Annotated in this window: 19 protein-coding genes and 1 other RNA gene; 19 read left to right on the top strand and 1 reads right to left on the bottom strand. The window is 28.7% G+C overall.

Translation table 11 applies throughout. The annotated features are described in order from the left end of the window. The first annotated feature begins 71 nt into the window (after positions 1–71). The 13 genes from rpsU to ppdK all read left to right on the top strand — a co-directional run bounded on the left by rpsU (position 72) and on the right by ppdK (position 11982). Positions 72–248, top strand: coding sequence for a 30S ribosomal protein S21 (gene rpsU, locus ACRDDY_RS09240; RefSeq protein ID WP_002597939.1), 177 nt, complete (start codon positions 72–74; stop codon positions 246–248). Positions 249–278: 30 nt separating this feature from the next. Next, the gene (locus tag ACRDDY_RS09235) at positions 279–731 is read left to right on the top strand and encodes a GatB/YqeY domain-containing protein (protein ID WP_438564664.1); all 453 of its coding nucleotides are present in this window, start codon (positions 279–281) and stop codon (positions 729–731) included. Between the two features lie 137 nt (positions 732–868). Continuing rightward, positions 869–1165, top strand: coding sequence for a YabP/YqfC family sporulation protein (locus tag ACRDDY_RS09230; protein WP_438564663.1), 297 nt, complete (start codon positions 869–871; stop codon positions 1163–1165). Next, the gene (yqfD, locus tag ACRDDY_RS09225) at positions 1152–2276 is read left to right on the top strand and encodes a sporulation protein YqfD (RefSeq protein WP_438564662.1); all 1125 of its coding nucleotides are present in this window, start codon (positions 1152–1154) and stop codon (positions 2274–2276) included. The genes ACRDDY_RS09230 and yqfD overlap by 14 nt, the downstream gene beginning before the upstream one ends. Before the next feature lie 29 nt (positions 2277–2305). Next, positions 2306–4366: an HD family phosphohydrolase gene (locus ACRDDY_RS09220; protein WP_438564661.1), complete on the top strand. Its 2061-nt coding sequence runs from the start codon at positions 2306–2308 to the stop codon at positions 4364–4366. 60 nt (positions 4367–4426) lie between these two features. Then, positions 4427–4927: an rRNA maturation RNase YbeY gene (ybeY, locus tag ACRDDY_RS09215; protein ID WP_438564660.1), complete on the top strand. Its 501-nt coding sequence runs from the start codon at positions 4427–4429 to the stop codon at positions 4925–4927. A 19-nt stretch (positions 4928–4946) separates the two neighbouring features. Continuing rightward, entirely contained in the window at positions 4947–5645 is a 699-nt protein-coding gene (locus ACRDDY_RS09210) for a diacylglycerol kinase (RefSeq protein ID WP_438564659.1), read from the top strand. Between the two features lie 97 nt (positions 5646–5742). Continuing rightward, on the top strand, positions 5743–6138 hold the full coding sequence (locus ACRDDY_RS09205) for a cytidine deaminase (protein ID WP_438564658.1): 396 nt from the start codon (positions 5743–5745) through the stop codon (positions 6136–6138). Between the two features lie 8 nt (positions 6139–6146). Beyond that, positions 6147–7037 carry a GTPase Era gene (gene era, locus ACRDDY_RS09200; RefSeq protein ID WP_438564657.1) on the top strand — a complete coding sequence of 297 codons (891 nt, stop codon included), beginning with the start codon at positions 6147–6149 and terminating at the stop codon, positions 7035–7037. A gap of 13 nt (positions 7038–7050) precedes the next feature. Next, positions 7051–7791: a DNA repair protein RecO gene (gene recO, locus ACRDDY_RS09195; protein WP_438564656.1), complete on the top strand. Its 741-nt coding sequence runs from the start codon at positions 7051–7053 to the stop codon at positions 7789–7791. A 6-nt stretch (positions 7792–7797) separates the two neighbouring features. Further along, positions 7798–8442, top strand: a complete 645-nt coding sequence (locus ACRDDY_RS09190; RefSeq protein ID WP_438564655.1) for a DUF4342 domain-containing protein — start codon at positions 7798–7800, stop codon at positions 8440–8442. 202 nt (positions 8443–8644) lie between these two features. Next, on the top strand, positions 8645–9277 hold the full coding sequence (locus tag ACRDDY_RS09185) for a helix-turn-helix transcriptional regulator (protein ID WP_438564654.1): 633 nt from the start codon (positions 8645–8647) through the stop codon (positions 9275–9277). A gap of 77 nt (positions 9278–9354) precedes the next feature. Next, entirely contained in the window at positions 9355–11982 is a 2628-nt protein-coding gene (gene ppdK, locus ACRDDY_RS09180) for a pyruvate, phosphate dikinase (protein ID WP_438564653.1), read from the top strand. A gap of 35 nt (positions 11983–12017) precedes the next feature. Here ppdK and ACRDDY_RS09175 read toward each other — a convergent pair whose 3' ends face one another. Then, positions 12018–13079 (bottom strand): CotS family spore coat protein, encoded by a 1062-nt coding sequence (locus ACRDDY_RS09175; protein ID WP_438564652.1) that lies wholly within the window; start codon positions 13077–13079, stop codon positions 12018–12020. Positions 13080–13525: 446 nt separating this feature from the next. Between ACRDDY_RS09175 and dnaG the strand changes: the two genes are divergently transcribed. From dnaG to rnpB, 6 genes are all read left to right on the top strand, one after another. Next, positions 13526–15289 carry a DNA primase gene (dnaG, locus tag ACRDDY_RS09170; RefSeq protein WP_438564651.1) on the top strand — a complete coding sequence of 588 codons (1764 nt, stop codon included), beginning with the start codon at positions 13526–13528 and terminating at the stop codon, positions 15287–15289. Between the two features lie 29 nt (positions 15290–15318). After that, positions 15319–16437, top strand: a complete 1119-nt coding sequence (gene rpoD / locus ACRDDY_RS09165; RefSeq protein ID WP_438564650.1) for an RNA polymerase sigma factor RpoD — start codon at positions 15319–15321, stop codon at positions 16435–16437. Between the two features lie 71 nt (positions 16438–16508). After that, positions 16509–17198 carry a tRNA (adenine(22)-N(1))-methyltransferase gene (locus ACRDDY_RS09160; RefSeq protein WP_438564649.1) on the top strand — a complete coding sequence of 230 codons (690 nt, stop codon included), beginning with the start codon at positions 16509–16511 and terminating at the stop codon, positions 17196–17198. 11 nt (positions 17199–17209) lie between these two features. Further along, complete coding sequence (locus tag ACRDDY_RS09155) at positions 17210–17995, top strand: Nif3-like dinuclear metal center hexameric protein (RefSeq protein ID WP_438564648.1); 786 nt, start codon at positions 17210–17212, stop codon at positions 17993–17995. A gap of 63 nt (positions 17996–18058) precedes the next feature. Further along, positions 18059–18277 (top strand): hypothetical protein, encoded by a 219-nt coding sequence (locus ACRDDY_RS09150; RefSeq protein WP_438564647.1) that lies wholly within the window; start codon positions 18059–18061, stop codon positions 18275–18277. A gap of 92 nt (positions 18278–18369) precedes the next feature. Further along, positions 18370–18739: RNase P RNA component class A (gene rnpB / locus ACRDDY_RS09145), an RNA gene on the top strand. The last annotated feature ends 269 nt before the right edge of the window (positions 18740–19008 follow it).

Raw genomic sequence — 19008 nt, 5'->3', positions numbered from 1 at the left:
TTAGCGTGTGTTATTAAGCCCGTAGCTGAGTTGAATTTATTAATTTAAGCTAGCGGAGGGAGGGATAATGAATGTCAGAAATAAAAGTTGGAGAAAACGAAACTCTTGAGAGTGCATTAAGAAGATTTAAAAGAAAATGCGCTAGAGCTGGAGTTCTTACAGAAGTAAGAAAAAGAGAACACTACGAAAAGCCAAGTGTAAAAAAGAAAAAGAAATCAGAAGCTGCTAGAAAGAGAAAATTCAAATAGGATTTCTTTTTGAAAGAAGGTATGAAATAGATGCCAGAAATAAAAATCAGACTTCAAGATGATTGGAAAAATGCTTTAAAGGCAAAAGAGAAATTTAAAGCTAATGTTTTAAGTAGTGCAAAAGCAGCGATACTATTAGTTGAAAAAACTGATGGAACTGTAGTTGATGATGCAAAAGCTATTGAAATTTTAGCTAGAGAAGTCAAGCAAAGACGAGAGTCAGTGGTTGAGTTCGAAAAAGGTAATAGACAGGATTTAGTTGATTCTACTAATGAAGAAATTAAAATCTTGCTAAATTACCTTCCTCAGCAATTAAGCGAACAAGAAATATTACAAATAGTCAAAGACTCAGCAGATGAAGCGGGTGCAAGTTGCATGAAAGACATGGGTAAAGTAATGGCATTAGTGAGACCTAAAACTTTAGGGAAGGCTGATGGCAAACTTGTCAGTCAAATAGTTAAAGATTATTTAAGTAATAAATAGCAATAGAAGGTTCGGTAGAACCTTCTTTGTTATTTAAAGGATGTCTTATTAGACATCCTTTTTTGTTTGTAAGAAAAATTCATAATTTTAAATTTAAAAACATAGAGTACTATGATAGAACTATTAAAGGAGAAATTATGGATAATAAAATAAAAAATAAAAAAAATGAAATTCTAAAAAAAATGAATATGCCAAGACAAGTAGCAACTGGAGAGCCAAAAATAATAATAATAGGGAAAGAAGAAGTGAAAATAGAAAATCATAAGGGAATAAAGATTTTTGATAATGAAAAGATTATTTTGAATACAAGTATAGGCGGATTAACAATAAAAGGAAATGATTTTGAACTTTTATATATAGAAGAAGAGACGATAATAGTTAGTGGAAAATTTATGAGTATATATTATGGAGAAATTTATGATGAGAAAGAATAGGGGCATAAAATATATAATTAGAGTAGAAATTAACACGTTAAAGGGAGAAGAAATTTTAAATGCCTGTATACAAAATAAAATACATGTAAGCAAAGTGAGAAAAGTGAATAAGGCACTATTATCATTTGAAACATTTTATGAAGAGTATAAGGATTTATATAAGATAGTAAAAAGATATGGTGGAAAAGTAACAGTAATAGAAGAAAAGGGAAACATAATAAAAATTAAACGAATAAAAAAGCGTATTGGTTTATTAATAGGAGGTGGAGTCTTCTTTTTAATATTATTTTCGTTATCTAACTTTATTTGGGCAATTGATGTAGAGACAGAAAAAAAACTATCTCCATTTGAAATAAGAGAAATTCTTTTAGAACTTGGTGTAGAACAAGGGATGTTAAAATCAAAAATTGATGTATATGAAATAGAAAAAAGTATAGAAGATAAATCGGAAGATGTACTTTGGAGTAGAGTACGTATAGAAGGATCTACATTAAGGGTTATAGTGAAAGAGAAGGTAAACCCGCCAGTAAATATAGAAGAGAATGAAGGGGATGTATATGCTAAAATAGGTGGGGAAATTAAAAGGGTGTACTCAGAAAAGGGAACAGCACTTGTAAAGGCTGGAGATATTGTACGAGAGGGAGATGTACTTATAGAAGGATATATAGAAGGGAATGGAGAAGTTATTGAAAGTAAGGCTATTGGTAAAGTAATTGCAAACACATTTTATACAAAGGAAATTATCGTGAATATGGATGGGGATGAAGAAGTACGAGGTGAAAATAGTGAGAAAGAATATTACTTAAATATTCTTGGAAAGAAAATTTATTTGAAAAAATTCTCTAATTCTTTTGAGAAATATGATAAAATAGAAGAAGAAAATGGGTTTTTTAATAAAAAAATTTATTATGAAAAAAAGATTGAAACTGTAAAAAAAGATAAAAATGAAATTATAAAGAATATAAGTCAGAATTTGAAATCTTTATTAGAGAAAGAACTCCCGATAGATGCAAAAATAATAAATACAAAAGTAGATGCTTTTGAATTAGAAGGCGGAAAAATAAAAATAATAGTAGAATTTACTGTTGAGCAAAATATTGCAAATAGGTAATTTTAGCATTATGATGAGAAGGTGGGAACTTGAGAAAAAAAATAAAATTGAATATAGATATAAAAAAAAATAGAGCCAGGTTTTTAATGTATATAGTGAGTTTTGTGGTTATCTATGTAATACTTATAACGGCTATAGCACCAAAAGAATATGACTTAAAAGAAGGTGATATAGCCAGAGTTACAATTAAAGCACCAAGAGATACAATAGATCAAATAGCAACAAAAAAGAAGGAAGAAGAAGCTGCTAAAAGTGTTGATAAGCAGTATACATTAAAAAGTGAAATTGAACCGCAGGTAGAAGATAGTATTTTAGCTATTTTAAATAAAGTTCAAGATGTTAGTAAAAATGTAGAGGGTATTAATGAACAATTAAAAGAATTAGATGGAATAAAAGATTCTAATTTAACAGATGCTAATTATAAAACATTGCTTAACTTATCAGAATCTCAATTAAATGATTTGAAATTTGATGTGAAAAATATAGTTGATGCAGCTTATGCAACTAATATAGCTAAAGGAAATCCAGCTAGTGTAGATAATGCAATAGAGCTTGCAGAAGAGAAGATAAATGAGTTAGATGTAAACAGTAATATTAAAAATGTATTGAGGCAAATGATAATTCCTAAAATTGAACCTAACTTTTTTTATGATGAAGCAAAAACAAATGAAGCAATTCAGGAAGCAGAAAAAGCAGTATCAAAAGTAATAATAAAGAAAAATCAAACAATAGTTACTGAAGGGGAACCTATAACAGCAGAACAAATATCAGTACTTAAAGATTTAGGACTTATAGATCAAAGTGGTGGTTTTAGTATTATTATATTATATGCTGTATTAGCACTATTTGTAGCTAGTGTTATGTTTATAAAACATTTTTATATATACAAAAATTATAAAAAACAGTTTAACAATATTAAAATATTAATAATGATTAATATAATTAGTATTTTAACAATTATCATTGCAAGAGTTGTTAGTGTTATTTCACCTTTTGCAATTCCATTAGCTTGTGCACCGATACTTCTTACATTATTAGTTGATTATAGAGTTTCTATAGTAGTATCTAGTTTAGATGTGTTACTTATAGCAGGAATTGTAGGTTTTAATCCACAAATAATAATGCTTGGAATTTTAAATGCAATAATAGGAGCAACATCTCTTAAGAAAATGCAACAAAGGAATGACATTTTATATTCTAGTATAGGACTAACATTAATGAGTATAGTGTTAACATTTTCAACAGGATTTTTATTATCAAATAATTTCAGTGAAATTATTATATTAAGTTTAGCAGCAGGAATTGGAGTGATTTTTTCAGCTATTTTAGCTATTGGAGTTTTACCATTCTTTGAATCAGGCTTTGATATAGTAACAAATTTAAAATTATTAGAACTTTCGAACCCAAATAGTCCATTGTTAAAGAAAATTTTAATGGAGGCGCCAGGTACGTATCATCATAGTATGTTAGTTGCAAATTTAGCTGAAATGGCAGCAGAAGATATAAATGCAAATCCAGTAATTGCAAGAGTTGGAGCATATTATCATGATGTAGGAAAAACAGTTAGACCATATTTCTTTAAGGAAAATCAAATGGGAAAAGAAAATCCTCATGATAAGATAAGTCCAAATTTAAGTACATTAATTATAATATCCCATGTGAAAGATGGGTTAGAGCTTGCTCGTGAACATAAACTACCTGAAGTTATTCAAGACATGATAGTACAACATCATGGAACAACACTTGTAAAATATTTTTATTATACAATGAAAAATGAAGCAGAAAATCCAGATGATATAAAAGAAGAAGACTTTAGATATCCAGGACCTATACCGAGTAGCAAAGAAGCTGGAATATTAATGATTGCAGATAGTGTAGAAGCCGCTGTACGCTCTATTAGTGAGCCAAGTAAAGAGAAAATTGAAGAAATGGTTAATAACATAATAAAAGATAAACTTTATTCAGGGCAACTTGACAATTGTGATTTAACCTTAAAAGATTTAGAAAAGATAAGAAAATCTTTTCTAAAGGCTCTAAATGGAATTTATCATCAAAGAATTGAGTATCCAACAGAAAAAGTTAAAAAATAAAGTGAGAGGGGGAGGTTTTAAACTTTCCCTTTTAACATATAAATAAAGGAGATTAAATAAATGATATATTTAGATGACAGACAAGATAAAATTAAGGTGGACGATAAGTTTGTAAAAGATATGGAGGAAGTTATTTTATTTGCATTAAGAGAAGAAGAAGTTGATAAGGAATGTGAAATATCATTAGTTTTTGTAGATAATCTAGAAATAAAAGAAATAAATAAAGAAACAAGAAATATAGATAAACAAACAGATGTGCTTTCATTTCCAATGCTTGATTATGATGATAAAAAAGTATTTAAAGAAGTGTATAAAGGAAACGACTTTGACGAAACATACTTAGATGGAGAGGAATTAGTTTTAGGAGATATTGTTTTATCTTTAGAAAAGGCTTTAGAACAATCAAAAGAATATAATCATTCTTTTGAAAGAGAAAGTTTTTATTTAGTTGTACATTCAGTATTACATTTATTAGGGTATGACCATATGATTGAAGAAGATAAAAAGAAGATGAGAAAAAGAGAAGAGGAAATTTTAGAGAAGCTAAATATTAATAGATAAAGGTTAGGTGGTATTAGACATGAAATTAAAAAAGGTTTTAGATAGTTTTAATTATGCTATAGATGGAATTATTTATACGGTAAGAACTCAAAGAAATATGAGAATTCATATGGTTGTAACATTAATCGTTTTAGTTTTATGTTTAGTTTTTGATATATCTAAGACAGAGATTTTAATTTTATCAATAACAATAGTTATGGTTATTGGGGCAGAACTTTTTAATACGGCAATTGAGGCTGTAGTAGATATGAATACAAACTATTATCATCCCTTAGCTAAAATAGCTAAGAATGTGGCAGCAGGTGCTGTTGTTATAACGGCATTAAATGCAGTTTTAGTTGGATATATAATTTTTGGCGATAAATTAAGTCATTTTTCATATGTAGTATTAGATAAAATAAAAAATTCAGAACCTCATATTATATTCATATTATTAGCTATAGTATCTATAGCAACTATAATTGCAAAAGCTATATTTGGAGAAGGAACACCTCTTAAAGGAGGAATGCCAAGTGGACATAGTGCATTAGCATTTTCTATTGCCACAGCTATTTCATTTATAACAAAAGAGCCGATTTGTATATTTTTAAGTTTTTTAATGGCATTAATAACTGCTCAAAGTAGGGTGGATTCAGAAGTTCATTCATTATTTGAGGTAGTAGTAGGAGCATTATTTGGTATGCTAATAACAACTTTTATTTTTATAATTTTAAGATAATTAAATAAAATCTATATAATAAGTGTTGTTTAATGATATAATATTATGCACAATAAACAAAATAGTTTATACTTAAGAATAAAGGGAGGGTTTTAAGATGGAAAAAAAACTTATAAGGGAAGCAATTAAAGCTAGGGAAAATGCATATTGTCCATATTCAAATTTTAAAGTAGGTTCTGCTGTATTATTTGAAGATGGAAATATTTATACAGGAAGCAATGTAGAGAATGCATCTTATGGTGCAACTATGTGTGCTGAAAGAGTAGCAATTTTTAATGGAGTAGCTAAAGGAAATAGATCTATTAAGGCACTAGCAGTAATAGGAGATACAAAATCATACACATATCCATGTGGAATGTGTAGACAAGTGATGAGTGAATTTATAGACACAAAAGATATAAAAATTTATATAATAAAAAACGAAAAAGATTATTTAGTAAAAACATTTGAAGAAATAATGCCAGGAAGTTTTACTAAGAGGGATCTTAAATAGGAGGAAAAATGTTTAAATCAGGATTTGTATCAATAGTAGGAAGACCAAATGTAGGAAAATCAACATTAATGAACTATATAATGGGAGAGAAGCTATCTATTGTATCTAATAAACCACAGACAACAAGAAATAATATACAAACAATAAAAACTACAGATGAATATCAAATGGTATTCGTAGATACACCAGGTATTCATAAGCCAAAACATAAGTTAGGCGAATATATGGTAAACTCAGCAAAGGATTCAACAAAAGATGTTGATTTAATTCTTTTTGTAACTAATCCAGATGGAGAACTTGGAAAAGGAGATAATTTTATTTTAGAAAATTTAAAAGGAAAAAAATGTCCAGTATTTTTAGTTTTAAATAAAATTGATGAATTTACTCAAGATAAAGTTGCAGAAACATTAGTAAAATATTCTGATGCATTTCCATTTGCTGAAATTGTACCAATCTCAGCTTCAAAAGGAAAAAATGTTGATAAATTACTTAACCTAATGGCTGAAAAGTTACCAGAAGGGCCAAAATATTATCCAGAAGATATGATAACAGATGTTCAAGAGAGATTTGTTGTAGCAGAAATAATAAGAGAAAAAGCATTAAGATGCTTAAGAGATGAAGTTCCTCATGGAATAGCTGTAGATATAATAAGAATGAAAAAAAGTGAAAAAGGAACATATCATATTGAAGCTGATATTATATGTGAAAAAGATTCACATAAAGGAATAATAATTGGGAAAAATGGAGTTGTTCTTAAAAAGATTGGAGAAACAGCAAGATATGAATTAGAAAGATTTTTAGGAACTAAGGTTATGTTAAAACTTTGGGTTAAAGTAAGAAAAGAGTGGAGAGATAACAATAATTTACTTAAAGAGCTTGGATATAAAAATCTAAAGTAATATAGGTGATAAAATGTCTCTAATTAAAACAAGTGGTGTAATTATAAAATCTACTGATTACAAAGAAAATGATAAAATAGTTTGGATATATACAAAAGATTTTGGAAAAATAACAGCTATAGCAAAGGGTGCTAAGAAAAGTAAAAATAAGTTATTTTCAGTAACAGGAAGTTTGTGCTATGGCGATTATATGCTTTTTAAAGGAAAAAATATGTATAATCTTCAAGAAGGTAAAATAATAAATTCTTTTAAAGGGCTAATGAATAATTTAGATAAATTAACTTATGCATCATATATTTGTGAGTTAATTGATATTTGTATTAATGACGGAGAAAAAGATGATTTTTTATATTTAGAGTTTGTTAAAACATTATATTTACTAGATACTGATGCAATTGATTATGAACTTTTAATAAGATCATTTGAATTGAAGTTATTAAAAGCTACAGGATATGGAATAAATTTAGACAATTGTGCAATATGTAGAAAAAAAATCAGAAGTTCAAAACATATACACATGCAAATATTTAGTGGAGTTTGTAGTGAATGTGCAAGGAATAACACTATAAATATATCAAAAGAAGCATATGCAGCATTGAAATTTTTAAATAAAATAGATGCAAGTAGAATATATATGATGAAGTTAAGTGATGATGTAAAAAAGGAAATTGAAAAGGTGAATTTATACTTTATATCATCTAATTATTCAAGAAAACCAAAAAGTTTAGAAATGTTAAATTATATTAAGGAGTGATAGATTATGAAAGAAATTACATTAGAAAAAGTTGATCAAATAAGAGAAAGAGCAAACTTAAGTTATGAAGAAGCTAAAAGAATTTTAGTAGAAGCTGATGGTGATGTTTTAGAAGCCTTAATAAATCTTGAAAAAGAAGGGGTAAAGGGAATAAATAATACAATAGATGAAGAAGATATTCTTTCTAAAACAGCATATAATGTTGATGATTTTAAGTGTTGGTTAAAAGAGATTATAGAAAAAGGTAATGTGAGTAGAATAAAAATCAAAAAAGAGGAAACAGTAATAGCAGACCTTCCTGTTAATGCAGGTATCTCTGCAATGGTTATAGCCATAGTTTTACCAGCTGTTTTAGCTTTTGGTGTAATAGCAGCAGTAGCAACAAAAGTCACTATAGAGATTACAAAATGTGATGGTAGTGTAGAAGTAGTTAATAAATATGTGAAAAAAGTTACAAATGAAGTAGCTTTAAAAGCAAGTATAGTTGCAAGTACTGTTAAAGAAAAAGCAAGTAAAAAAGCAGTAGATGTAAAAGAAAAGCTAAATGATGTGAAAAATGATATGAGGAATAAAAGTGACAATAAAAGTAAAGTATATACAGGGGATGATGCTGTTTACACATATACTGTTAAATTTGATGATGAAGAATAGAAAAATACAGTAAATGGAAAAGAAAAGAATCTATAAAGAGAAGAATTCTTCTAAAGGAAGTAAATGGAAGAAAATAGGCTGAAATCAGATTATTTTAATATAGAAAAAAAAGGAATAAATGGTATAATTATAATGTACTAAAGATTCTAATAAATCTGAATTGTCTGAAAATTTATTCTCGTATTAAGAAAGAGGGATAAACTTGAAATTATCAGAAAGGCAAGAAGAGATTATAAGATTAGTTAAGGAAAGACAGCCAATTACAAGTGAATCATTAGCAGAAAGCTTAGGAGTTACTAGGGCTGCATTAAGAGCCGATTTAGCGATTTTAACTATGATAGGAGCGTTAGATGCTAGACCAAAGGTAGGATATGTATATTCAGATAAACCAAAAAGTAGTCTTGTAAATGAATATATAAATGAAATTAAAGTTGGCGAGATAATGTCAAAACCTTCTGTAGTAAGCGAAGAAACAACAGTATATGATGCAATCGTATATTTATTTCTAAATGATGTGGGAACATTATTTGTAGAAAATAATGGATTCTTAACAGGAGCTGTTTCAAGAAAAGATTTTTTGAAGATTGCAATAGGAGGAACAGATATTCATAAAGTACCAGTTGGTGTTATTATGACAAGAATGCCAAATATTGTGTGTGCATCAAAAGAAGATTCAGCATATGTATTAGCTACAAAGATAATAGATCATGAGATTGATAGTATACCGATTGTTGAAAAAACTATGGTTTATGAGAAGGAACAGTTTAAAATTTTGGGTAAAGTTTCTAAAACTAATATTACAAAATTATTCGTTAAGCTTGGGAAAAACAATTAAATTTGATATATGCGAGGACAAAAATTGTCCTCGACATTATATATATTAACTTAAGTATTGAACGGAGGAGTATTGAGATGGAGAAAAAGTACGTATACCCTTTTAAAGAAGGGAACGCAGCAATGAAAAATCTTCTAGGAGGAAAGGGTGCAAATCTTTCTGTTATGACACAGCTTGGAATACCAGTTCCACAAGGATTTACAGTAACAACAGAGGCATGTAATAAATATTATGAAGATGGAAAAACAATAGCACCATCAATAATAGAAGAAATTGAAAATTGCATGAAAGAGCTTGAAGAGGAAACAGGGAAGGAGTTTGGAAGTACAAAGAATCCTTTACTTGTATCAGTAAGATCAGGAGCTAGAGTTTCAATGCCAGGTATGATGGATACAATATTAAACTTAGGGTTAAATGATGAAGCAGCAGAAGCAATGGCAGAGATTACAAATAATCCAAGATTTGCATATGACTCATACAGAAGATTTATTCAAATGTTCTCAGATGTAGTTATGGGAGTTGAAAAAAGATTATTTGAAGATAAAATTGATGAGATGAAAGAAAAAAGAGGAGTTGAGGATGATACTGATTTAACTGCTGATGATTTAAAGGAGTTAGTTAAAGAGTATAAGGATGTATATAAAAAAGAAAAGGGAGAAAATTTCCCACAAGACCCAAGAAGTCAATTAATAGAGTCAGTTACAGCTGTATTTAGATCATGGGATAATCCAAGAGCAAGAGTATATAGAAGATTAAATGATATACCGGGCGAGTGGGGAACCGCTGTAAACGTTCAACAAATGGTTTTTGGAAATAAAGGAGAAACATCAGGAACAGGAGTTGTATTCTCAAGAAATCCTGCAAATGGTGAAAATGAAATTTATGGTGAATATTTAATGAATGCACAAGGTGAGGATGTTGTAGCAGGAATAAGAACACCTCTTCCAATATCAAAGTTAGAAGAGCAAAATCCAGAAATCTATAAACAATTTATAGATATAGTTAACACGTTAGAAAACCATTACAAAGATATGCAAGATATGGAGATGACAATTGAAGAAGGTAAGTTATATTTCTTACAAACTAGAAATGGAAAAAGAACAGCTCCAGCAGCACTTAAAATAGCTGTAGATCTAGTAGAATCAGGGATGTTGACTAAAGAAGAAGCTATATTAAAGGTTGAACCAAAGCAACTAGATACATTATTACATCCAGCATTCTATGATGATGATTTAAAAAAAGCTACACCAATAGCTAAAGGACTTCCAGCATCACCAGGAGCAGCTTGTGGTAAAATTACGTTTACTGCTGAAGAAGCAAAAGAAAGAGCAGCAAATGGGGAAGCAGTTGTTTTAGCTAGATTAGAGACATCACCAGAAGATATTGAAGGAATGATTGCAGCAGAAGGTATCTTAACTGTAAGAGGTGGAATGACATCTCATGCAGCAGTTGTTGCAAGAGGAATGGGAACTTGTTGCGTAGCGGGATGTGGAGAAATTAAAATAAATGAAGAGAAGAAAACTTTAGAAGTAGGTGGGAAAACTTATACTTCAGAAGATTTTATTTCGATAGATGGAACATCAGGAAATATTTATGGAGAAAAAATCAAAACTGTAACTCCAGAAATAACAGGACACTTTGCAACATTTATGGCTTGGGTAGATGAAATTAGAAAATTAAAAGTTAGAACTAATGCAGATACTCCAAGAGATGCAAAGCAAGCTGTAGAATTTGGTGCAGAAGGAATAGGTCTTTGTAGAACAGAGCATATGTTCTTTGCTGAAGATAGAATTCTAGCAGTTAGAGAAATGATTATAGCAAAGACAGAAGAGGATAGAAGAAAAGCATTAGATAAGATACTTCCAATGCAAAGAGCAGACTTTACGGCTATATATGAAGCATTAAAAGGAATGCCGGCAACAATAAGACTTTTAGATCCACCATTACATGAATTCTTACCTCATACCGAAGAAGATAAAATAGCATTAGCTAAAGAATTAGATGTGAATGTAGAAGAAATTAAAAATGCTGTAGAAGATAAGCACGAATTTAATCCAATGATGGGGCATAGAGGATGTAGGCTTGCGGTAACATATCCAGAAATAGCTGAAATGCAAACTAGAGCTATTATAGAAGCAGCAATAGCTGTTACTGTTGAAAGAGGATATAATGTAGTTCCAGAAATTATGATTCCATTAATAGGAGAAGTTAAGGAACTTAAATTTGTTAAAGATGTTGTAGTTAAAACTGCAGAAGCTGTGATGGCTGAAAAAGGAACAAAATTAGAATATAAAGTAGGTACAATGATTGAAATTCCTAGAGCAGCATTAACAGCAGATGAAATTGCTAAAGAAGCAGAGTTTTTCTCATTTGGAACAAATGATTTAACACAAATGACATTTGGATTTTCAAGAGATGATGCTGCTAAATTCTTAACATCATATTATGATGAGAAAATATATGAGCAAGATCCATTTGCTAAGTTAGACCAAACAGGTGTTGGGAAATTAGTAAAAATAGCTGCAGAAAAAGGAAGAGCAACAAGAAGTGATATTAAGCTTGGAATTTGTGGAGAGCATGGAGGAGATCCATCATCAGTAGAATTCTGTCATAATATAGGATTAGACTATGTATCATGTTCACCATTTAGAGTACCACTTGCAAGACTTGCAGCGGCACAAGCACAGGTAAATAATAAAAGATAATATAAAAAGGAACCACCCAAAAATTTGGGTGGTTTTTATAGTTTAATATTATATTCATTTTCAATTCTTGATAGGATAGTTTTAATGAAAATTAAATGAGAATAAGATTGTTCAGTCCCTTTTAAAAGCATAGTAGTAGCTAAAGATTTATTAACTTTTAGCTTGTTTCTAAAGAAATCACGAGAGATTTTCCAATATTTTTGTGGAAAAGAAATGTAGGCTAGTAAATATCTAAAATCATCTACGGTCATAGGATTACCTTTATTATATTCTCGTAATAACCTCATAGTAAATTCTACATTCCAAGAAATACTATCTCGTCTTAAAAGGCGTCTTAAAAAATATCCAAAATCCTGCATAGAAAAATCAATTTTACATTTATCTAAGTCAATTAACCAAATATTATCACGTTTATCAAAGAGTAAATTTTTACTTACATAGTCACCATGACATAGTGAGGTTGTAAGATTAGAATTTTTAACACGACTAGAGATTTCAAGAGAAAACTTAGAAATTTCTAAATAAGTGTCAAAAAACTCTAGAAAAATTTCGGAAAATAAATCTTTGTTTTTTATAGCAGAATTATAAGAAAGTAGAATTTGATTAAAATGCTTTAAGGTTGTTATGTAGATATCAGACAAACCTTCTCTATTAGAACTTCCTTTAATAGGAACAAAGTTTTTAGAGCATTTATGAACATATGAAAGCTGGCGAACTGCTGTAATAATATGAGAGGTTTCATTAGAACTACATTTACTTCCATCAATCCAAAGTGTTAATATAAAAAGCATGTTATTTAAATTTACATATTTACTTCCTTTTTTAGTGCTTAATAATTTTGGGGTGTTAATGTTATTTTTAAATAGCCATTCAAGAGCGGAATAAACAAAAAGTAAGTCAGATTCATTATAGTACACTTTTTTTAAGCAATAAGATCTATTTTTAAAAGTAATTTTATAAACGATTCTTTGTTTTTCAGTATTCTTTAGTTTTATAACAGATATTTTAGCATCTTCTAGTCCATAATGAGATAAAACTTTTAGTCTAATAGTTTCTTCAGAAAAGGGATTAGAAGTATTGTCTAATATTTTTTTCATTATACTTCTCCTAAATAATATTATTACTATATTCTATGTTATAAAGTGAGAGAAGTAGAATTATAAATTTAAAATAATAAAAAATAATATTTTGCAAATACTAAATACTAGTAATAATTAAAGGAATTAAGAGATAAATATAGAATAAAAGAATAGAGGGAGAAAAAAGAAAAAAATTTTCATAAAAGCTAAGTATAATAAAATAAAATCAAAAAAATAATAAAAAATTAGACTAAATAGTAAAAATAGGAATAAAATAGTTAAAATAAGGAAAGATAAATTTATAACAAAAAAAGAAGGAATTTTAAATTTAAAGAAGAATAAGTAAATTAAAGCAAAAATATATTAAAAAGAGAAAAAAAATAAAATAAAAAAAGGAAAAGAGAGAAAAATGTCGAATAATATATGAGTTGCAAAAATAAATTGCATAGGAAGGAGGGAGCTCCTTGCGAATTTCAGAAGAAACAATAGAAAGAATCAAAAATGAAAATGATATTGTAGATATTATTTCAGAAACTGTAAAGTTAAAAAGATCTGGAAGAAACTACATGGGCATATGTCCATTTCATCATGAAAAATCACCATCATTTAGTGTTTCGCAAGATAAGCAGATTTATAAATGTTTTGGCTGTGGAGAAGCTGGAAATGTATTAACATTTGTAATGAAACAAAGAAGTATTAATTTTGTAGATGCTTGTAAAATATTAGCTGAAAAGGTTAATATACCACTTGGATTAGAAGACAAAAGTAATAGTAAAGTTAATATGAAAAAAGATTTATTATATAAGGTAAATGTTGAAGCAGCTAGATATTTTTTTGCTAATTTACAAAAGAAAAAGGAAAAGAAAGAATACTTTTTAAGAAGAGGAATAAGTGAAGCCACAATAAAAAGGTTTGGACTTGGATATGCTGAAGAAGGTTGGCAAAATTTAAAAGGATATTTAAATAAAAAAGGTTTTAATGATGAAATTCTTTTAGAAGCAGGATTAATTTTAAAAAGTGAAAAAAATGGAACTACATATGATAGATTTAGAAATAGAGTAATGTTTCCAGTTTTTGATTATAAAGGAAGAGTTATAGGGTTTGGAGGAAGAGTTTTAGACGATTCTAAGCCTAAATATTTGAACTCACCAGAAACTCTAATATTTCAAAAGGGAACTAATCTATATGGTTTAAATTTTGCAATAAAAAATAAAGTAGCTGAAAGATACTTTATTATGGTAGAAGGTTATATGGATTTAATAAGCTTAAATCAGTATGGCATTCATAATGTAGTTGCATCACTTGGAACAGCATTGACGGTAAAACAAGCAAGGCTTTTAAAAAGATATGCAGATAAAGTAATAATATCTTTTGATGCAGATGTAGCAGGTCAAACAGCAACTCTTAGAGGGCTAGAAATTTTAAAAGAGGCAGGGTTTGATATTAAAGTTCTTAAAGTTCCAGAGGGAAAAGATCCAGATGAATTTGTTAGGAATAATGGAAAAGGAGCATTTTTAAAGTTAATAGAAAATGCAGAAAATTTAATTTCTTATAGAATAAACAGAGCAAAGGAAGATATTAATTTTAAAGATAATCAATCAGTTGCAAGGTTTGGAAAAAGAGTAACTGATATTATTAGAAATTTAAATCCAATTGAAAAGTCAATGCATATAAAACAAATTTCAGAAGAAACAGGTATTAAGGAACAGGCATTATATGATTTGATATCCATAGAAAACAAGGAAAAAATGTATAAAAATGAAGAAAATGGAACAAAATTATATGTGGAGCCAGCTTATTTAAAGGCAGAAAGAACAGTTATCAAATTAATGTTAAATTCAGAATTTTATGAAGAAATATTAAAAAATATACTCCCAGAAGATTTTAATAAAAAAGAGAATGAAAAAATCTTTAATTTAATTATTGAAGGGAAGAATAAAGAAGTAGAAAATATGGAGTTATTCATTGAATGTGGTTGTACTGATGCAAATCTTTCAAGTGAGTGGGTGAAAATAAAAGAGCTTCAAATAATTGAAGCGAAGGATAGAAAAAGATTAATTTTAGATAATATAAAAAGAATAAAATTATTTAAGCTAGAGGAAGAGTATGAAAAAGTACTCATAGATATAAAAGAGTATGAGAAAAATGGAATGAGTGAAGAAAGTTTTAGGTTGGTACCTAAAAGTTTAGAGCTACAGAAAAAAATAAATGATTTAAAAATGAGGTAATATGGTATTAACGAAAGGAGGCAACAAATATGGTAGAAAAAACAAAAGTGAAAAAAGATGATAAAAAAGAAAAAAATAATAAAATGGCAGTTGTTAAAAATTTAATAGATAAAGGTAAAAAGAGCGGGTCTTTATCTTATAAAGAGATAATGGATGAAATAGATAATATTGAATTGAATCCAGAGCAAATAGAGAAAATATATGAGGTTCTTGAATCTATGGGAATAGAAGTAACAGGAGCTAAGGTTGCTAAAGCAGCAAAGGAAGAAGAGGAAGAAGAAGAGGAAGAGGCAATTGATTTATCGGTTCCAGAAGGAATTGCTATAGATGATCCTGTTAGAATGTATTTAAAAGAAATAGGTAAGGTACCTCTTTTATCATCTGAAGAAGAAATTGATCTTGCAAGAAGAATAGAAGAAGGAAGTCAGTATGCTAAGAAAAAACTAGCAGAAGCTAATCTTAGACTTGTTGTAAGTATAGCTAAAAGATATGTAGGAAGAGGGATGCTTTTCTTAGACTTAATTCAAGAAGGAAATTTAGGGCTTATAAAAGCTGTTGAAAAGTTTGATTATAGAAAAGGATATAAATTCTCAACATATGCTACTTGGTGGATAAGACAGGCGATAACTAGAGCTATTGCAGATCAAGCTAGAACAATAAGAATACCTGTACATATGGTAGAAACTATTAATAAACTTATAAGAGTTCAAAGACAATTACTTCAAGAATTAGGAAGAGATCCATTCCCTGAAGAAATATCAAAAGTAATGGAACTACCAGTTGAAAAGGTTAGAGAGATTCAAAAAATAGCACAAGAGCCTGTATCTCTTGAAACACCAATAGGTGAAGAAGAAGACAGTCACTTAGGGGACTTTATTCCAGATGATGATGCACCAGCACCAGCTGAAGCAGCAGCATTTACAATGCTTAAAGAGCAACTTATAAATGTATTAGATACTTTAACTCCAAGAGAAGAAAAAGTTTTAAGATTAAGATTTGGTTTAGATGATGGAAGAGCTAGAACATTAGAAGAAGTAGGAAAAGAATTTAATGTTACTAGAGAAAGAATAAGACAGATTGAAGCAAAAGCTTTAAGAAAGCTTAGACACCCATCAAGAAGTAAAAAGCTTAAAGATTATCTAGACTAAAAAAAGCACCAACTTGGTGCTTTTTTACTTTAGAAATAAATTACAAAATATAGAAAGCGTAGGAGTAAGAAATGGAATTAAGTAAAAGGTTAGAAAAAATATTAGAAAATGTTGATGAAACAGAATGCTTATTAGATGTAGGAACAGATCATGGGTATATTCCAATTGAAGCTATAAAAAGAGGATTAGCTAAAAAGGCTATTGCAGCAGATATAAATAAAGATCCTTTAGATAAAGCTAAATTAAATGCAATATTCGAAGGTGTAGATGAGAGTATAGAAGTAAGACTTGGAAATGGATTAGATGTAATTGATTCAAATGAAGTAAGTACAGTAGTTATAGCAGGAATGGGTGGAAATTTAATTAGAGATATATTAGAAAAAGGCAAAGATAAAATAAAAAATACTGAAATAATATTACTTCCAGCTCAAAATCCAGAGGTGTTAAGAAAATATTTATATACAAATGGATATGAAATACTAAAAGAGGATTTATGTTTAGATGAAGAGATTTTTTATGAAATATTTAAAGTAAAAGTAAGCTCTGAAGAGAAAACAGAACTTGAGGAAATATATTATGAAATAAGTCCAATATTAATTAGAGATAAAAACTCTTTAATGAAAGAATTTTTAGAAGCTAAAAAAGAAAAAACAAATAGGATATTAAACAATATAGTTGATGAAAGTGAAACAGCTAAATTAAGAAGAAAAGAGATTGAGGAAAAGATTAATATAATTGATAATATGATGAATTTTTGTTAGGAGGAAGATTTATGGATATTTTAATAAATGATATTATAAATAAGATGGAAGAATTTGCACCTAGTGAAATAAAAGAAAGTTTTGATAATGTAGGATTAATGGTAGGAGATAGTAAGGGAAAGGTGCAAAGAGTTCTTTTAGCATTAGATTGTACTATGGATGTAATAGATGAAGCTATAGAAAAAAAATGTGAGTTAATAATAACTCATCATCCCCTTATATTTAAAAAACCTAGTAGAATTGTGCAAGGAGATTTACTTGGAGATAAAATAATAAAATTAATTAAAAATAATATATCTGTTTATTCAAGTCATACAAATTTAGATTCAGCAGTAAATGGAATAAATAAAGAAATAGTTAATAAGATTGGATTTAATAAATCTATAATTATGGATAAAGGTGTTGAAGAAAATATAGGAATTGGAAGATTTGTATCACTAGATAAGCCAATTAAAGCTACGGAGATAATAGGTTCTATAAAGAAAAATTTAGAGATTGCAAATATAAAAGGATGTATCGGCCAAAGAGAAATAAAAAATATAGCTATTATAAATGGAAGTGGTTCAAGTTATTTTGAAAAAGCTTATGAGATGGGTGCAGATTGTATTATAAGTGGAGATATAAGCTATCATTATTTATTAGATTATAAGGAACTTGGATTAACTATAATAGATGCAGGGCATTTCAATACAGAATGGCTAGTATTTTTAGATGTAGTAAAAAATGCAATTAAAGAAATTAAAGGTATTACTTTTATAAAGTCAGAAAAGACAAAGGATCCATATGAATTTTTATAGTAATTAGAAGGAAATAAAAATCATATACTAATAAAGAAATTAATTAGTGAGGAAAATTAGTGTATGGGAAGAAGAGGGCAAAAGGGTCCTTATGGAAATTTCAATAAAAATTTCATGAATATGAAAAGGAATTTAGGTAACAAGGCTTGTTTTAAATGGTTTACACCAGGAAGATGCTGTATATGTGGTGGTATATTTACGACATTATTATTTAGTGGAGCAAGTTTTTATGGCATTATAATAGTTGCTTTATTAATTACAATTATGCAACTTATAGATTAAAAAATAAAAATATACAAAATGTCTAAAAAATATATATAAATTTACAAAAAAATACTTTGAATAGGAAGAGAAATATGATATTATAGGAATTGCGAGTAAGACGTGTAATCGCTGCTAGTTTTAAACTAGGAGAGGAAAGTCGGAGCTCCATAGGGTAGGGTGCTGGTTAACGGCCAGTCAAGGTGACTTGAAGGATAGTGCAACAGAGATATACCGCCAGAATCTTTTTTTTAGATGAGTCTAATTTATTAGCTGGTAAGGGTGGAAAGGCGAAGGTAAGAGCTCACCAGCATACTGGAGACAGTATGGCTATGTAAACCCCACTTGGAGCAAGACCGAGAAAGAAACATTTTTGGAATGACCCGTTCCGTTTCGTGGTGTGTCGCTTGAGCTTATTGGCAACAATAAGTCTAGATAGATGATTACTTAATACAGAACTCCGCTTATGGCTTGTCTCGTTTTAATTTATTACTGGGTTATAGGGTTGGTATAAGGAAAACTTCCTCAATTTTGCCTCAGTAGAAAAAATAAGAAAATTAATGTGAAAAAAGTAGCGTGAAATATGCTACTTTTTTTTATTTAAAAATAAAAATTAGTAGTATAAAAAATATATTTATGTATAGAAAAAATCCCCTAGTAGGTTACACTACTAGGGGAAAATTTATTTTATACTTCTTTCTACCATTGACCAGGGTTAGCTACTAAATAGACAACAATTTGTCTTCTACCGA

Source organism: Clostridium sp., assembly GCF_051656525.1.
GTDB lineage: Bacteria > Bacillota > Clostridia > Clostridiales > Clostridiaceae > Clostridium.
Note: the sequence above shows the minus strand (reverse complement) of the source record. Positions and strands in the feature narration are given on the sequence as shown.

Bases quoted from the DNA above. Each gene is read 5' to 3' on its own strand.
- rpsU (WP_002597939.1), top strand. From the start codon at position 72: ATGTCAGAAATAAAAGTTGGAGAAAACGAAACTCTTGAGAGTGCATTA.
- ACRDDY_RS09235 (WP_438564664.1), top strand. From the start codon at position 279: ATGCCAGAAATAAAAATCAGACTTCAAGATGATTGGAAAAATGCTTTA.
- ACRDDY_RS09230 (WP_438564663.1), top strand. From the start codon at position 869: ATGGATAATAAAATAAAAAATAAAAAAAATGAAATTCTAAAAAAAATG.
- yqfD (WP_438564662.1), top strand. From the start codon at position 1,152: ATGAGAAAGAATAGGGGCATAAAATATATAATTAGAGTAGAAATTAAC.
- ybeY (WP_438564660.1), top strand. From the start codon at position 4,427: ATGATATATTTAGATGACAGACAAGATAAAATTAAGGTGGACGATAAG.
- ACRDDY_RS09210 (WP_438564659.1), top strand. From the start codon at position 4,947: ATGAAATTAAAAAAGGTTTTAGATAGTTTTAATTATGCTATAGATGGA.
- ACRDDY_RS09205 (WP_438564658.1), top strand. From the start codon at position 5,743: ATGGAAAAAAAACTTATAAGGGAAGCAATTAAAGCTAGGGAAAATGCA.
- era (WP_438564657.1), top strand. From the start codon at position 6,147: ATGTTTAAATCAGGATTTGTATCAATAGTAGGAAGACCAAATGTAGGA.
- recO (WP_438564656.1), top strand. From the start codon at position 7,051: ATGTCTCTAATTAAAACAAGTGGTGTAATTATAAAATCTACTGATTAC.
- ACRDDY_RS09190 (WP_438564655.1), top strand. From the start codon at position 7,798: ATGAAAGAAATTACATTAGAAAAAGTTGATCAAATAAGAGAAAGAGCA.
- ppdK (WP_438564653.1), top strand. From the start codon at position 9,355: ATGGAGAAAAAGTACGTATACCCTTTTAAAGAAGGGAACGCAGCAATG.
- ACRDDY_RS09175 (WP_438564652.1), bottom strand. From the start codon at position 13,079: ATGAAAAAAATATTAGACAATACTTCTAATCCCTTTTCTGAAGAAACT.
- rpoD (WP_438564650.1), top strand. From the start codon at position 15,319: ATGGTAGAAAAAACAAAAGTGAAAAAAGATGATAAAAAAGAAAAAAAT.
- ACRDDY_RS09160 (WP_438564649.1), top strand. From the start codon at position 16,509: ATGGAATTAAGTAAAAGGTTAGAAAAAATATTAGAAAATGTTGATGAA.
- ACRDDY_RS09155 (WP_438564648.1), top strand. From the start codon at position 17,210: ATGGATATTTTAATAAATGATATTATAAATAAGATGGAAGAATTTGCA.
- ACRDDY_RS09150 (WP_438564647.1), top strand. From the start codon at position 18,059: ATGGGAAGAAGAGGGCAAAAGGGTCCTTATGGAAATTTCAATAAAAAT.